General features: G+C 67.5%; 15 protein-coding genes. 6 read left to right on the top strand and 9 right to left on the bottom strand.

The genetic code is table 11. The annotated features are described in order from the left end of the window. Window positions 1-52: 52 nt before the first annotated feature. The 4 genes from ACFWMR_RS38780 to ACFWMR_RS38765 all read right to left on the bottom strand — a co-directional run bounded on the left by ACFWMR_RS38780 (window position 53) and on the right by ACFWMR_RS38765 (window position 4,169). The gene (locus ACFWMR_RS38780) at window positions 53-1,528 is read right to left on the bottom strand and encodes a trypsin-like serine protease (RefSeq protein ID WP_378382005.1); all 1,476 of its coding nucleotides are present in this window, start codon (window positions 1,526-1,528) and stop codon (window positions 53-55) included. Between the two features lie 125 nt (window positions 1,529-1,653). Further along, on the bottom strand, window positions 1,654-2,055 hold the full coding sequence (locus ACFWMR_RS38775; RefSeq protein ID WP_378382004.1) for a hypothetical protein: 402 nt from the start codon (window positions 2,053-2,055) through the stop codon (window positions 1,654-1,656). A 559-nt stretch (window positions 2,056-2,614) separates the two neighbouring features. Further along, entirely contained in the window at window positions 2,615-3,121 is a 507-nt protein-coding gene (locus tag ACFWMR_RS38770) for a DinB family protein (protein ID WP_378382003.1), read from the bottom strand. 7 nt (window positions 3,122-3,128) lie between these two features. Then, window positions 3,129-4,169 (bottom strand): DUF2891 domain-containing protein, encoded by a 1,041-nt coding sequence (locus tag ACFWMR_RS38765; RefSeq protein ID WP_378382002.1) that lies wholly within the window; start codon window positions 4,167-4,169, stop codon window positions 3,129-3,131. Window positions 4,170-4,179: 10 nt separating this feature from the next. Here ACFWMR_RS38765 and ACFWMR_RS38760 point away from each other — a divergent pair, with 10 nt between their 5' ends. Further along, window positions 4,180-4,890 (top strand): class I SAM-dependent methyltransferase, encoded by a 711-nt coding sequence (locus ACFWMR_RS38760; protein WP_378382001.1) that lies wholly within the window; start codon window positions 4,180-4,182, stop codon window positions 4,888-4,890. Window position 4,891: 1 nt separating this feature from the next. On the opposite strand, the gene ACFWMR_RS38755 is transcribed toward ACFWMR_RS38760, so the two are convergent. Continuing rightward, window positions 4,892-5,353, bottom strand: a complete 462-nt coding sequence (locus ACFWMR_RS38755) for a nuclear transport factor 2 family protein (RefSeq protein ID WP_378382000.1) — start codon at window positions 5,351-5,353, stop codon at window positions 4,892-4,894. An 86-nt stretch (window positions 5,354-5,439) separates the two neighbouring features. On the opposite strand from ACFWMR_RS38755, the gene ACFWMR_RS38750 reads away from it, so the two are divergent. Further along, window positions 5,440-6,018, top strand: a complete 579-nt coding sequence (locus ACFWMR_RS38750) for a TetR/AcrR family transcriptional regulator (protein ID WP_378381999.1) — start codon at window positions 5,440-5,442, stop codon at window positions 6,016-6,018. Here ACFWMR_RS38750 and ACFWMR_RS38745 read toward each other — a convergent pair. The 3 genes from ACFWMR_RS38745 to ACFWMR_RS38735 all read right to left on the bottom strand — a co-directional run bounded on the left by ACFWMR_RS38745 (window position 5,999) and on the right by ACFWMR_RS38735 (window position 9,963). Beyond that, window positions 5,999-8,008: an acyltransferase family protein gene (locus ACFWMR_RS38745; RefSeq protein ID WP_378381998.1), complete on the bottom strand. Its 2,010-nt coding sequence runs from the start codon at window positions 8,006-8,008 to the stop codon at window positions 5,999-6,001. The two genes, ACFWMR_RS38750 and ACFWMR_RS38745, sit on opposite strands and share 20 nt — an antisense overlap. Before the next feature lie 73 nt (window positions 8,009-8,081). Further along, on the bottom strand, window positions 8,082-9,368 hold the full coding sequence (locus ACFWMR_RS38740) for an ArsB/NhaD family transporter (RefSeq protein WP_093937424.1): 1,287 nt from the start codon (window positions 9,366-9,368) through the stop codon (window positions 8,082-8,084). Window positions 9,369-9,504: 136 nt separating this feature from the next. Beyond that, complete coding sequence (locus tag ACFWMR_RS38735) at window positions 9,505-9,963, bottom strand: CBS domain-containing protein (RefSeq protein ID WP_378381997.1); 459 nt, start codon at window positions 9,961-9,963, stop codon at window positions 9,505-9,507. A 269-nt stretch (window positions 9,964-10,232) separates the two neighbouring features. Here ACFWMR_RS38735 and ACFWMR_RS38730 point away from each other — a divergent pair, with 269 nt between their 5' ends. From ACFWMR_RS38730 to ACFWMR_RS38715, 4 genes are read left to right on the top strand one after another with little or no spacing between them, the layout of a single operon-like run. Further along, on the top strand, window positions 10,233-11,180 hold the full coding sequence (locus ACFWMR_RS38730; protein WP_378381996.1) for a HAMP domain-containing sensor histidine kinase: 948 nt from the start codon (window positions 10,233-10,235) through the stop codon (window positions 11,178-11,180). Next, window positions 11,177-11,836 carry a response regulator gene (locus tag ACFWMR_RS38725; protein ID WP_093937407.1) on the top strand — a complete coding sequence of 220 codons (660 nt, stop codon included), beginning with the start codon at window positions 11,177-11,179 and terminating at the stop codon, window positions 11,834-11,836. The genes ACFWMR_RS38730 and ACFWMR_RS38725 overlap by 4 nt, the downstream gene beginning before the upstream one ends. Before the next feature lie 13 nt (window positions 11,837-11,849). Beyond that, window positions 11,850-12,305 (top strand): NfeD family protein, encoded by a 456-nt coding sequence (locus tag ACFWMR_RS38720; protein ID WP_093937406.1) that lies wholly within the window; start codon window positions 11,850-11,852, stop codon window positions 12,303-12,305. After that, window positions 12,284-13,294, top strand: coding sequence for an SPFH domain-containing protein (locus ACFWMR_RS38715; protein WP_378381995.1), 1,011 nt, complete (start codon window positions 12,284-12,286; stop codon window positions 13,292-13,294). The genes ACFWMR_RS38720 and ACFWMR_RS38715 overlap by 22 nt, the downstream gene beginning before the upstream one ends. A gap of 14 nt (window positions 13,295-13,308) precedes the next feature. Here ACFWMR_RS38715 and ACFWMR_RS38710 read toward each other — a convergent pair whose 3' ends face one another. Continuing rightward, complete coding sequence (locus ACFWMR_RS38710; RefSeq protein ID WP_378381994.1) at window positions 13,309-13,914, bottom strand: SMI1/KNR4 family protein; 606 nt, start codon at window positions 13,912-13,914, stop codon at window positions 13,309-13,311. Between the last annotated feature and the right edge of the window lie 138 nt (window positions 13,915-14,052).

Here is a 14,052-nt window from a genome sequence, read left to right as displayed (position 1 = left end):
GGCCCCCTTCATTGCGCCTAACGCAATGAAGGGGGCCTTCACGTACTTGGGATCAGCCGTTCGAAGTGGTGATCACCGCGAATTTGGATCCCTGACTGGCGATCCGCTCGCTGAGATCGGTGGTGATCGTCTCGATCGGCGCGTAGTTGTTCAGCTCACCGGCCTGGCAGGGGCCCGACCGGGACTGCTGGTTGCCGATCAGGATGCCCAGGGCCGCGTGATCGGCCTGGCTGAACAGCGGACCGCCGCTGTCGCCCGGGCGGGCACACAAATCGGTGTTGATGCCGACGTCCGTGGACAGGACCCGGCCGCAGCGGGTCCCGACGAGGTAGCCGGCGCCCGCACCGCTGTCGACGGAATCCGGGTAGTTCACCGCGCTCGAAGCCGTCCCGGAAGCGCAGACGACCCAGCCCGCCTTGATGTCGGCGAGCTTGTGCGCGCCGGTGATGTATTCGTCGACCGAGGTGGCCTGTTGGCCGCACGGGGTGTCGCCGTTGCTGTCCATGCCACCGTTGCGGCAGTACTTCAGCACCCGGTTGCGGCCGGTCTGGCCTTCGAGCCACTTCGTCGACGCCGCGTCGTTGACGTACGGCAGCGCCGCGTAGTCGTACGGGTAGGAACTCTTCTCGATGCCGTGCTGCTGCACCACGTCGTTGCCGTTGTGCTGGGTCGGCGTGTTGTTCGTCTTCGTCCGCATGCAGTGTCCCGCGGTCAGGACCCAGCCCTTGCCGGGGAAACCGCCGCCGGTGGACCGTAGGTTGAAGGCGCTGGTGCAGCCGCCCCAGGTGCCGTCGTCCCGTTTCATGTCCAGCCGGAGGCCGCCGCGCATCGGCCCGTGGTTCGTGCAGTAGAGCGGATGGCAGAAACCCAGGTCCACGTTCGGCGTGGACAGCGCGTTCGGGTTCTTCAGCACACGGGAAACGACCACACCGGGTTCCGCCGCCGCGGCCTCTCGGGCGGTGTTCACTTCGGCCGTCACGACATCGCCGGCGGCGCGCATGGCCGCCTTCTCCTGCGCCACCCAGGCACGTTCCCACAGCACGACGCGGTTTTCGGACTCACTCACCGCGGGCAGGTAGACCGCTTCCGGTCCCGCGCCGACCTTGGCCGCGACGCGTTCCTTCGCCGCAGTGAGCTGCCGCAACGAATGCTGGACCTGTTGCGTGCGAACATCGCCACGGTCGGGCAGCGCCTTCAGATACGGCTCGGCCGCCGCGGGCTTGGTCATGGCCAAGACCAGCTGGCCCTTGTCCTGATCGAGCCACATGCCGCCGTATTCGGCGCCGCGTTCGCGGGTCAGCAGCTCGTCGAGTTTGACGCCGTCGGTCTGCAACTCCAGACGGCGCAACGCTTCCTTCTCGTTCACCCGGTAGTTCTCGACCAGGTAGCGCACCGACTCCCGCACCGAGGCGGGGTCGAGCGAGGTGTGGAACGACTGCACGGTGTCGGCCGACGCCGAGCCGCCCAGTGCCGTGGTCGCTGCCAGCACCGAAACGGCAAGGGCCCCCAGTCTTCTAGCTCTCCGCACAAGATCTCCTCACATGTCGGGGACTTCGCGATCATTTAACCGGAGGTCGCCGAACAGGTGTGGAGAGTTTCCGGCAACGCCGGGCACCCCGTGCCGGCCAATCGGACGGCACGGGGCAAAACACGCTACAGACTCGGCTCCCGGCGCTGCTTTCCTTGGCGGGCTTTGACGATCCAAGCGCCGAAAAGGGTCAGCAGGCCGACGCAGGTCCCCGCCGACGCACCGATTTCCGGCGTGCTGATCCTGACGACGCCGACGACGATTCCGCCGCCGATCGTCAGCAGGAGACACATCCGCAGGGTCGGGGCCCAGCCGGCGAGGACCGCCATCGCGAGGCAGAGCCAGCTGTCGCGGGTCTGCACTTTGCGATGACGCCCCGAGGTCCTCAGGAGAGGCCGCGCCGCGCGGATCATCTCCGCGGACGTGGCGACTCGGCGCGGCGGCACCTCGATGGTCTCGATGACGACTTTGACCCGCCGTGGCGGGCCGCTGTCTGGTGTCTTCGCATTATCAGGCTGTAAGGTCACGGCGTCCTGTCCTTGTTCTAGCGAGCTGGGCGAATGGACATCCGCGTGGCCTCCTGTTACCGCAGGGGGCCACGCGCGCGTTACCGGTTCTTGACCCGGTGCGGCTGAGAAACATCTTGGCGAAAGCAGATTGTGACCGTTCAGTAGTACTGCGTGTGTCGCGCTGAACGGTATGCCTGCGTCGCTCAACGGTCTGGGTGACTGCGGAAATTACTAAAAGTAGTCGATGGCGCTGAACGGACGAGTGCCGTCAAGCGGGCTCGCCGGTCCGGTGGCTTGCCTTCGTGGTGTCGGGCCAGGTCACCGCGACGTGCTTCTCCGCATTGATCTGCGCAGGTGGGGAAGCACATCGTGGAAGTCGTGCGCGCTGCTTTCGCAGTATGAAAGATGCTGTTCGCAACGGTCGGCTACGGTCAACTTCGACCAGATCCGAGCAATCGTGCTCACGGTGAGTTCACCTGATCGGGCGGTCGAGCCGCCGCTGCTGCGGCACTCGGCTCACCAACAGCGAGTGACTGCTCTGTTCGGGTGGTCACAGTCCGGACATGTTCGCGTGGAACTACCGATCGTCCCGCGCGACCGGATGCTCGATCTGCTCGCGGAGGATGTCGCCGTGCCCGGCGTGCCGGGCGAAGTCCTCGATCAGGAGCAAATGGACGAACCGGAGGCTGACGTCGCCGACCCGCGGGTGGATCTTGATCTCGTCGAGGTCGAAGCCGGCGGCGATCACGCGGGAGCGCGCACTGGCGCGTTCGAATTCCGCGATCACTTCGATCACCGTCTCGTCGTCGCCGACGACGAAACTCGCGTCGCCCGGCGTCGTACCGCCGTCGCATTCGCTCTCGGGGATACCGCCGAGGACGTGGTGGAACCAGATTCGTTCGGCGACAGCGGCGTGTTTGAGCAGCCCGATCGGGGTGGTCCGCGACGCGACTAGCCGGCGGCGCGCGTCTTCGTCGGGCAGGCCTCGCACCGCGTTGACCAATTCGGCGCGGTTGCGGTCGAGCATGGCCTCCAGCAGACGGCGTTCGGAGCCGAGGGTGATGTGCGGTAGTGACCAGGTCATCGTCGACTCAACTCAGTAGGAGGAGTGCGTAGTAGGCCAGGAAATGCTCGACCATGTACGCGCCGCCGGTGGTCTGTGCGAGTGAGGCATGGGTGTGAGCGTGCGCGGTTTCGAGTATGGCGGGAATCCGGGCGTCGTCGTCGGGGAGGGTGCGCGCGAGGCGGTGCCAGCACCAGGCGCGGTGCAGGTTGAGGCCGTGCAGGTGGGCGATCTGCCCGTCGGTGGGATCGCTCACGGTCGCCGGGGTGAACAGCGTCGCGGGTTTCCGGTCGGCGATGCCGGGCAGGAACCCGTGCAGCCAGCCGGCGAACTCGCTCGCGGACAGCAGGTGGGTCATGAGTTCGGCTTCGGCGAGGGCGGGGGACAGGAAGTCGGCGCCGGAGGGTTCCCAGGAACCGGGGTAGTCGCGATCGGAACCGAACCACCGCCAGGCTGTCTCGATGACGACCTGGCGTAGCCGCGGATCGCCCTGCGCGGCGAGGTGGTCCGCGTACGGCAGGGCGCGGGACAACCCGAACGCGCCGTTTTCGTGTATGCCGTACCGGATCGGATAGGTGGCTCGCGGCAGCCAGTCGAGATAGCGGGACACGAAGACAGCGCTCAACTCTCGCAGTCCTGCCGACCAGCGTGCGGCGTCAGGGTCGTCCCAGGTGGCGGTTTCGTGGGTGAGGTCCAGCAGCGCGGACCAACCGTAAGGGCGTTGAGTGTTGCGGTGCTCGTCGGGAGTGAAGAAAGCGACCTCCCCCGCGAGCGCCTCGACGGTCAGGTGGTCGTCCAGGACGCCGCGGATCTCCTCGGCGGGCACGAGTTCGGGATGATGTCGCAGCAAGCGCACGAGCACCCAGAACATCTCCACGGAGGAATGCCAGTCGAAACTGCCGTAAAAGCACGGATGCGACAGTTTCGGGGTGGGGATGGGTACGCCTTCGTGATGCCAATGGCTTTCGTGGTGCGGATACTCGCGTACGACGTTGGTCAGCGCCGTCCTGGCCAGTGCTTCCGCGTTCGCCTTCAAGAGGCGGGTGCGCTCGGCTTCCCATTCGGTCATGGACTCGAGGATGCCCGAATCGATCTACGATGAAAGCGTGGACGAACGACCGATCACCACCGCGCAGGTCAACTTCCGTCGGGTCGCCGAAGAGCTCGAAAGCATGGGGACCCAAGATCGTTTCACCTACATCTTCCGATCCCGATTGTGGACTTCCTCCTCGGTGTCCGGGCCTGGTTCCGAGTCCGTCCAGACCCAGGGGCTCCGCGAGCAGTTGCCGGCCCTCCTGGAACGTTTCGGCGTGCGCACCCTGCTCGATCTGCCGTGCGGGGACTTCGGCTGGCTCAGCGAGGTGGACCTCGACCTGGACCGGTACATCGGCGCCGACATCGTCACCGATCTGGTCGACGCGAACGCCGCCCGGTTCCGGGACGATCCGGTGCGGGAGTTCCGGACCCTCGACCTGACCGGCGATCAGCTCCCGGCCGCCGATCTCGTGCTGTGCCGGGATTGCCTGGTGCACTTGAGTTTCGCCGACATCGAACGGGCGTTGAGCAACCTCCGGCGCAGTGGCTCCCGGTACCTGCTGACCACGACTTTCACCGAGCTGGGCACCAACAACGACATCGTGACGGGGGACTGGAGGCCGTTGAACCTGTGCCGTGAACCGTTCAGGTTCCCGGAGCCACTGGCCGTGCTGGTCGAGGGCTGCACCGAAGAGGGCGGCGCCTACGCGGACAAGTCCCTGGGGCTGTGGGAGATCGCCTCGATCGTCGATTGAGCTACTGGAGCGGGAAATCGACTCCGTGTTCCTCCGCCGGACGCGGGCCGCGGATCCGCCGCTCGCTTTCGGGGATGGCCACATCGTTGATGCTCGCCTCGCGACGGCTCATGAGACCGTGCTCGTCGAACTCCCACAGCTCGTTGCCGTAGCTGCGCCACCACTGTCCGGCCTGGTCGTGCCACTCGTACTGGAAACGGACGGCGATCCGGTTCCCCTCGAACGCCCAGAGGTTCTTGCGCAGCGCGTAGTCCTGTTCCCGCTCCCACTTCCCGGTCAGGAAGGCGACGATCTCCTCGCGCCCCTGGACGAACGTGTCCCGGTTCCGCCACACCGAATCCGGCGTGTACGCCGAGGCCACCCGGTGGGGATCGCGTGTGTTCCAGCCGTCCTCGGCCGCTTGGACTTTCCGCAGTGCTGTCTCCCGGGTGAACGGCGGGTAGGGCGGGCGATCTTCCGTCATCGTGACCTCCTCAGGTGGAGAACGTGCGTTCTCTACGTCTGACGACTAGGATAGGGAACGACCGTTCTCGACGTCAAGGAGTCCCGATGCCTGCCGCTGTCACCGAGGAGCAGAACCGGGTGGACCGCGAGCTGCTGCTCGATGCCGCCGAGAAGCTCTTCTACGAGAACGGGATCCAAGCGGTCGGTATGGATCAGGTCCGCGCGGCGTCCGGCCTCTCGCTGAAACGGATCTACCGCTTCTTCGAGGCCAAGGAAGACCTCGTTGTGGCGATGCTCCGACGTCGCGACGGGCGATGGAGGGGCAACTTGGCAGACCGCGTGGAGCGGGTGACGGATCCCCGTGAGCGGGTGCTCGCGATCTTCGACTGGCTCGCCGACTGGTTCGCCGAACCCGGTTTCCGTGGCTGTGCCTGGATCAACGCCCACGGCGAGTTCGGGCCTTCGTCCGAGGCGGTCCTGGCCGAGGTGCGGGCACACAAGCGGGCGTTCCACGAGCAGGTGGACGCCTGGGTGCGGGCCACCGGCCTCAGGGTGACCGAACCGGTCTATCTGCTCGCCGAAGGAGCGATCGTGACGGCGGGCATCAGCGGCGACCCCGCTCCGGCCCACCAGGCGCGCGACGCCGTCGCGGCACTGCTCGGGATCACCAGCCGAGGGCGCTGATCATCCCCCGTTCCAGCACCGGGGAGAGCGTGGTCATGAAGCTGGCGGTGACGTGGTTGTCGTCCATGTACACCAGCACGTTCCCCACCACCGGACGGCAGAGGCCCCGCCCGCAGAAGTAGTCGCTGAAGTCGAGCAGCGAGACGTTCGCGGGGATGTCGGTGAGTTTCTCGTACGGCGGGTCGGCGAGCAGCTTGTTCCGCGGCACACTGCATTCGGGCGCTTTGACCCCGTTGGCCTCGATGCAGGCAGGGGGAGAGAACCCGGGGCGCGGGCTGTCGCGGAGCGCCACGACCGGGATCCCGGCACGATCGAGGACCTTCCATTGGTCGACGAAACCCTGTGGCGTCTTCTCGGTGGGGCCCACCCGGACGTCGCGAGTGGACAAGGTCAGGACGGCGTCGGGGCGCATCGCCAGGATTTCTTTCTGCGCCGCGGAGTTCCACGCGAGACAGCCCGCGTCGCCCGGCATCGCGTCCGACGTCGTGGAGAACGGGCAAGCTCCCTTGAGCATGAAGGTGACCTGGTAGCCGTTCTTCTCCGCCATCGGTTTGATCGCGGCGAGATACTGCTGCATATGCGAGTCGCCGACGGCGACGATCGTCTTCACCGGCGTTCCCTCCGGGCGCGAAGTGCAGACGTCGAGGATCTTGTCGAACCGGGAAGGTGTGCACCGCGCGTCGGGAAAGCCGCCCCAGTCGTTCGGCACGGCGATCAACGGCGGCACGGCTTCCTTGCCGGGCACGGGTTTCTTCGGTGTCTCCGGGTCGCGGGCCATCGCGCCGGGGTGGTGGTCGTCGTCGAGCGCGATCGAGAAGTCGGCCTTCTTGGCGCTCACCACCTGCCAGGTGCTCGCGACCAGCAGCACCGGGAGCAGCGCGAGCACGGCGAACCGATAGGAACCCCAGCGCGTCCGCTCGCCGACCGCGGACTTCCGCACCGGCTCTTCGACGAACCGATACGTGGCGGCCGCCAGGAACAGGGACACCCCGATCACCACCGCCCCGCCGAGCAACCCGACGGCCTCGCGTTTGCGGGCGATCAAGTAGAACAGCAGCACCGGCCAGTGCCACAGGTACAGCGAGTAGCTGAGGTTGCCGAGGTACACCAGCGGCCGGGACGACAGGATCCGGTCCGCGCCCGCCCGGCTGGCGGTCGCGCCGGCGATGATCACCAGCGCGGCGGAGACGGTGGGCCACAGCGCCGCCCAGCCGGGGAACACCTGGCCGACGTCGAGGATCATTCCGCAGGTCACGAGCCCGGCCACGCCGATCCAGCCCAGCAGGATCCGGACCAGGCGGGGAAGCAGGAACCGGTCGATGGCCAGCGCCAGCAGCCCGCCGAGGGCGAACTCCCAGACCCGGGTGAGGGAGTGGAAGTAGGCCAGCGGCTGGTTGGTCGCGGTCAGCCGCACCGAATAGGCGAGGGAGACGGCGAACAGGACGCCGAGCGTGATCGCGACCGTGCCGTTCAGGGAGCGGCGCAGCCGGGTGGCGGCGAAGGCCACCAGCCCGATCAACAGCGGCCATACGATGTAGAACTGCCCTTGGATGGACAGCGACCAGTAGTGCTGGACGACGCTGGCCGTGTTGTGCTGCGCGAAGTAGTCGACCGAATCGGCCGCCAGCCGCCAGTTCTCGACGTAGAGGGCGGAGGCGAAGACCTCCTTGATCGTCTGGAACCACCGGTCCTGCGGGAGCAGCCAGATCGCCAGTGCGAGCACCGCGAGCAGGACGGTCAGCGCGGCGGGGAACAGCCGTTTGATCATCCGGCCCCACAGCGGGCGGAACTCGATCCTTCCGCGGCCGGCGGCCCGGACCAGCTGGCCCGTGATCAGGAACCCGGAGATCAGGAAGAAGACGTCGACGCCGCCGGAGATCCGGCCCAGCCAGACGTGGTAGACGACGACCAGCAGTGCCGCGACCGCGCGCAGTCCCTGTAACTCGGGCCGATAGCGGCGGCGCGTTTCCGCTGCTTCGGCGGTTGTCATACGCGATTTCCTCACTGACGGTCGGATGTCCTGGCAGCCTAGGTGGTCACTCTGGGTGATTCGGTTCCCGCCATCAGGTGAAGTAGCGCAACCAGACGTAGCCCCATGCCATCACCGTGCTCAGCACCGTCACGACGATGCCGTACTTGGTGAACTGCCAGAACGTGATCCGATGCCCGGAGCGGGCGGCGATCCCGAGCGCGACGACGTTGGCGCTGGCGGCGACCGCGGTGCCGTTGCCGCCGAAGTCGGCCCCGAGCGCGAAGGACCACCAGAGCGCCTGCCCGGTCTGCGGGTCGGGGACGTCGGCGACCATGCCCTCCACGATCGGGCTCATCGTCGCGACGTAGGGGATGTTGTCGAAGAAGGCGCCGAGCACACCGGAGCCGAACAACAGCGCGGTGGCCGCGACGAAGTGGTTGTCCCCGAAACCTTGGATCACCCAGCTGCCGATGGTCTCGATGACCCCGGTGTGGACCAGCCCGGCGACCATCACGAACAACCCCATGAAGAACACGAGGGTGCGCCATTCGACCTCGCGCAGGACGTCGCCGACGTCGGCCTTGGTGACCAGGAGCATCAACCCGGCGCCGACCATGGCGATGACGGCCGGATCGAGGTGCGCCACGGCGTGCAGGCTGAATCCGGCGACCACGATCGCGAACACGATCAGGCAGCGGCGGAGCATGGCGGGATCGGTGATCGCGCGCCGTTCCTGCAACGCCATCACGGCGGCGACGTGCTCGGGGTTGTACTGGAACGACGAGCGGAAGAGCACCCTGGTCAGCAGCACGAAGACAGCGAAGATGATGACGACGACGGGCGTCATGTGCACGAGGAAGTCGGTGAAGGTCAGCCCCGCCCGGCTGCCGATGATGATGTTGGGCGGGTCGCCGATCAGCGTCGCGGCGCCGCCGATGTTGGACGCCAGCACCTCGGCGATGAGGTACGGCTGCGCGGGGATGCGCAGGCGGTTGCAGAGCACGATGGTCACCGGCGCGACCAGCATGATCGTGGTGACGTTGTCCAGGAACGGCGACGCGACCGCGGTGATGCCCATCAGCATCACCATCAGCCGGTACGGCTTTCCCTTCGCCTTCTTGGCCGACCAGATGGCGAGGTAGTCGAAGATCCCGGTCTGCTTGACGATGCCGACGATGATCATCATGCCGAACAGCAGGAAGATGACGTTCCAGTCGATCCCGGCGTGCTCGGAGAAGAACACCTCGGCGCCGGGGATCAGCTGAAGGATCGCCATGAGCGCCGAGGCGATGAGCACGACCTTGACCTTGTCGGCCTTCTCGGTGGCGATGAAGTAGAAGGCGACCAGGAAGATCGCGAGAGCGAGGACGGCGCTCACCGGCCGCACCCCGGCGGCCCGGCCTGGCCGGTCGTGAGGTGACAGGCGCCGCGATGGCGGGCAGGTGAGGACGAGCGCACGGAACCGACCTTTCGAACGTGGAGGTGTCCGGGCCGGGGCCCGCGGAAGAAGGCGGTCAGTCGCCGACGCCGAACACGGCGAGGCCGGTGATCAGCCGTTCAAGGGTGACGGCGCCGATCAGGACGCCGTGGTCGTCGACGACCGCGACGAGCGGGCTGTGCTGGCGGGCCATGAGTGCCGCGATCTCCAGCAGGGTGGCGTCGGCGCGCACGATCACCGGTTTCACGGCGCGCTGCTGGGCGCAGTCGCGCACGGTCAGGTTGCCGAGCTCGCGCCAGAACCGGTCGGCGTGTTCCTCGTCGACGGCCCGGACGAGCGCCGGATCGTCCTGGTAGGACCCGGGGACGGCGAGTCGCAGCACCTGCGTCCCCGGGAGCACCATGCGCGGCCGTGACACGTTGTCGACCACGATCAGCCCCGGCAGCCTGCTGACCGCCATCACCCGGATCGCCTGCGTCACCGGGTCGTCCGCGGTGACGGTCGGCACGGTGACCGCGATATCGCTGGCGCGCATGGCATCAACCCATTCGGCGTGGCTAGTCAGGGGTTCGCCTTCCCCGGTCTTCGAGCCGGTGACCACGGGATTCACCTCGGTTCCCTGATCTCGGTGCTGGGACGGGAAACAGTCTTTCGGCGCCTCCCACCGGGAACCATCGGTGCCGACACCCATTTACGGCGGGGGGCACCATGTACGCGGATGGGTGTCAGCCCGGATGGACACGGCCACGGCACGCCCGGCAACCTGGCGGTAGGCGATCACCGCGAGTGAGAAGGGAGGGTGTCGTGTCCCTGTTCTGGCGGATCTTCCTGCTCAACGCGGCCGTGCTGCTCGTGGCGATGCTGCTGCTCCTGCTCGGCCCGGTGACCGTCTCCACACCGGTGCTGTTCACCGAAGCGATGATCATGATCGGCGGGCTCGCCGCGATGCTCGTCGCCAACGCGGTGCTGCTCAGGGTCGGGCTCGCCCCGCTGAAGCGGCTCACCCGGGCCATGACCACCACGGATCTGCTGCGACCGGGACCGCGTCCGGCGGTCACCGGGCACGGCGGGATCGCCGACCTGATCGAGACGTTCAACAGCATGCTCGACAGGCTGGAAGCCGAACGGGGTGACAGCGCGGCGCGTGCCCTGACCGCGCAGGAGGACGAACGCCGCCGGGTCGCGCAGGAACTGCACGACGAGGTCGGCCAGACCCTGACCGCCGTCTTGCTGGAGCTGAAGCGGGTGGCCGACCACGCGCCCGCCCCGGTTCGCGACGAGCTCCGGCAGGTGCAGGAGACCACCCGCGGCAGCCTCGACGAGATCCGCCGGATCGCACGGCGATTGCGGCCCGGCGACCTCGAACAGTTGGGGCTGATCAGCGCGTTGAAGGCGCTGACCACCGAGATCTCCGGGCACAGCGACCTGACGGTGCGCCGCCGGTTCGACCCGGATCTGCCGAACCTGGGGGAGGACGCCGAACTGGTCGTCTACCGGGTCGCGCAGGAGGCCATCACCAACACCGCCCGCCACGCCGGCGCCCGCAACCTCGAACTCGCCCTCACCCGGACCGACGACGGGGTCCGGCTGCGGATCCGCGACGACGGCCGGGGGCTCGGAGCCGCCACCGAGGGCGCCGGCATCCGCGGGATGCGAGAACGAGCCCTGCTCGTCGGCGCCGAACTCGTCGTCGGTCCCGGCCCGGAAGGCGGCACCGAGGTCCGCCTGCACGTTCCGACCGGGAGCCGATGACCATGCCACCGACCACCCGAGTGCTGCTGGCCGACGACCACTCCCTGGTCCGGCGGGGAGTCCGCCTGATCCTGGACAACGAGCCGGATCTGACCGTGGTCGCCGAGGCGGGCGACGGCGCCGAAGCGATCGAGCGTGCCCGTGCGGAACGGCCCGACCTGGCCATTCTCGACATCGCGATGCCACGGCTGACCGGCCTGCAGGCCGCGCGGGAGCTTTCCCGGCTCCAGCCCGACCTGCGGATCCTCATCCTGACCATGTACGACAACGAGCAGTACTTCTTCGAGGCGCTCAAAGCCGGCGCTTCGGGTTACGTGCTCAAGTCCGTCGCCGACCGGGACCTGGTGGAGGCCTGTCGTGCCGCCATGCGCGGCGAGCCCTTCCTCTATCCCGGAGCCGTCAACGCCCTGATCCGCAACTACCTCGACCGGGCCCGCGACGGCGCCGAACTGCCGGCCAAGGCCATCACCGACCGGGAGGAGGAGATCCTCAAACTCGTCGCGGAAGGCCATTCCTCCAAGGAGATCGCCGACCTGCTCGTCATCAGCGTCAAGACCGTCGAGCGACACCGCGCCAACCTGCTGCACAAACTCGGGCTGAAAGACCGGCTCGAACTCACCCGCTACGCCATCCGCGCCGGGCTCATCGAGCCGTGAACGGAGGTCGCTCATGGATGACTGGGTCGTCTGGCTGATCTTCGCCGTGATCCTCGGGGTCGCGGAGATCTTCAGCGTGACCGCCGCGCTCGGCGTGCTCGGCGGAGCGGCGCTCGTCACCGCGGGCGCGGCGGCCGTCGGCTTGCCGCTCACCGGACAGCTCTTGGTGTTCACCGTCGTCTCGACGGTCGGCGTGGTGCTCGTCCGGCCGATCGCGCTGCGGCAGCTCCAGCGTCCGCAGCGCGAAAGGTTCGGATTCGACGCCCTGATCGGGAAACCGGCCACCGTCCTGACGGAAGTGTCCGAAATGGACGGCCGGGTCCGCCTGGCCGGGGAGGAATGGACCGCCCGCGCCTTCGACGGAACGCTGGTGATCCCGGCCGGAGAGGTCGTGGACGTCATGGCGGTCCAAGGAAGCACCGTCCTCGTCTACCCACGGGAGGGACCATGGAAATCTCCGCCGCCCTGATCGCGACCATGGTGGTCGCCCTGCTCGCCGCCGTCACCGTGTTGCGGACCGTGCGGATCGTGCCGCAAGCCCGCGCCCGCAACGTGGAACGGCTCGGCCGCTACCACCGGACGCTGTCGCCGGGACTCAACTTCGTCATCCCCTACATCGACCGGGTCTATCCGAAGATCGACCTCCGCGAGCAGGTCGTCTCGTTCGAGCCACGGTCGGTGATCACCGAGGACAACCTGGTCGTCGAGATCGACACCGTGCTGTATTTCCAGGTCACCGACCCCCGCGCGGCCGCCTACGAGATCGCCGGCTTCCTGCAGGCCGTGGAACAGCTCACCGTCACGACCTTGCGCAACGTGGTCGGCTCGATGGATCTCGAACGTACCCTGACCTCTCGCGACACCATCAACAGCCAGCTGCGGGGCGTCCTCGACGACGCGACCGGCAAATGGGGGCTGCGGGTGAACCGCGTCGAGATCAAGGCGATCGATCCGCCGGCGACCATCAAGGACGCCATGGAGAAGCAGATGCGCGCGGAACGGGCGAAACGCGCCGCGATCCTGGCGGCCGAAGGGCAGCGGCAGTCCCAGATCCTCACCGCCGAGGGTGACAAGCAGGCCGCCGTCCTGCGCGCCGAAGGCAACCGGACGGCGGAGATCCTGAAGGCGGAGGGCGAGGCCCGCGCCATCGATCAGGTCTTCCAGGCCGTGCACCGCAACGACGCCGACCCGAAACTGCTGGCGTACCAGTACTTGCAGACGTTGCCGCAGCTGGCTCAGGGCGAGGGCAACACCTTCTTCGTCATCCCGAGCGAGGTCACGTCCGCGCTGCACAACGTTTCTCGTGCCTTCGCGGAGAACCTGCCGCGGTCCGCGGCCGTCCGGGACGCCGACGTCGGCGATGCCCCGGTCGCCGCGGCACAGGAAGACGCCACGAAGGCCGCGGAAGCCGTCGCGGACGCGGTGGCTTCCGCCGTGGCGACCGAGAAGACCAGGTAGGGCAGGGGCGTGGGTCAGGGCCAACCGAGCTCGCCGTCGTCGATGACGGGGTGCCTTTCGCGATAAGGCAGTTCGCGGTCATGGACGTAGTCTTCGAGGCGCTCGGCGATCTCGTCGAGGATCTCGGTGACGCTCGTCCAGTTCGAGTCGTAGATCCCTTCGCTGGCATACCACCGCATGACGCTGCCGTGGCTTTCACCGTGCCTGAGATCGACGCAGAGCAGGCCTCCGCCGATGTCCCGGCCGATGGGGAGAACCGCGGTGCAGTAGGGAAAACTGTTCTCGCCGGCCTGCTTGTGGTGCGTTCCGTCAGGAGTGCAGCAGTCCTGGTCGGGATACTGCGACTGCCTGGCGTACTCGTCCTCGGCCCGCTTCACCGCGAGCGGCACGTAGTTGTTCGGGATCAGGTAGCCGGATCTGTTCCCGGACCCGTGGTCGCGCTGGTCGTCGACGCCGTCCATGAGGGCCCACCAGGTGCGCAGTTCCGGTGGGAACTCGATGCCGACACGGTCTTGCAGGCGCTCGACCTGGGCGGCCGGGGCAGGTGGCCGGATCTCGCGGGCGGTGGCGGGTGCGTGCTCGGACAGCAAAGCCATGATCCGTTGCCATGCCTGTTCCATCGGTCCCCCTTCGCTCGGCGACCACCGTAGCGAAGATCGGCTGCCTGCGAACCCGCGTTCAGAGGACTTGTTGAGGGGTAAGGCAAAGTTGTCTTGCTGGAGGTGATGTCCGTGAAGGCCTCCATGAGGGACTCTGGA

Source organism: Amycolatopsis thailandensis (genome assembly GCF_042723255.1).
Taxonomy (GTDB): Bacteria; Actinomycetota; Actinomycetes; order Mycobacteriales; family Pseudonocardiaceae; genus Amycolatopsis; species Amycolatopsis thailandensis.
The sequence above is the reverse complement of the archived record's forward strand: the minus strand, read 5'-3'. Positions and strand labels throughout refer to the sequence as shown.

Bases quoted from the DNA above. Each gene is read 5' to 3' on its own strand.
- ACFWMR_RS38715 (WP_378381995.1), top strand. From the start codon at position 12,284: ATGGAAATCTCCGCCGCCCTGATCGCGACCATGGTGGTCGCCCTGCTC.
- ACFWMR_RS38710 (WP_378381994.1), bottom strand. From the start codon at position 13,914: ATGGAACAGGCATGGCAACGGATCATGGCTTTGCTGTCCGAGCACGCA.
- ACFWMR_RS38745 (WP_378381998.1), bottom strand. From the start codon at position 8,008: ATGACAACCGCCGAAGCAGCGGAAACGCGCCGCCGCTATCGGCCCGAG.
- ACFWMR_RS38770 (WP_378382003.1), bottom strand. From the start codon at position 3,121: ATGACCTGGTCACTACCGCACATCACCCTCGGCTCCGAACGCCGTCTG.
- ACFWMR_RS38720 (WP_093937406.1), top strand. From the start codon at position 11,850: ATGGATGACTGGGTCGTCTGGCTGATCTTCGCCGTGATCCTCGGGGTC.
- ACFWMR_RS38765 (WP_378382002.1), bottom strand. From the start codon at position 4,169: ATGACCGAATGGGAAGCCGAGCGCACCCGCCTCTTGAAGGCGAACGCG.
- ACFWMR_RS38760 (WP_378382001.1), top strand. From the start codon at position 4,180: ATGCCCGAATCGATCTACGATGAAAGCGTGGACGAACGACCGATCACC.
- ACFWMR_RS38750 (WP_378381999.1), top strand. From the start codon at position 5,440: ATGCCTGCCGCTGTCACCGAGGAGCAGAACCGGGTGGACCGCGAGCTG.
- ACFWMR_RS38725 (WP_093937407.1), top strand. From the start codon at position 11,177: ATGACCATGCCACCGACCACCCGAGTGCTGCTGGCCGACGACCACTCC.
- ACFWMR_RS38755 (WP_378382000.1), bottom strand. From the start codon at position 5,353: ATGACGGAAGATCGCCCGCCCTACCCGCCGTTCACCCGGGAGACAGCA.
- ACFWMR_RS38735 (WP_378381997.1), bottom strand. From the start codon at position 9,963: ATGCGCGCCAGCGATATCGCGGTCACCGTGCCGACCGTCACCGCGGAC.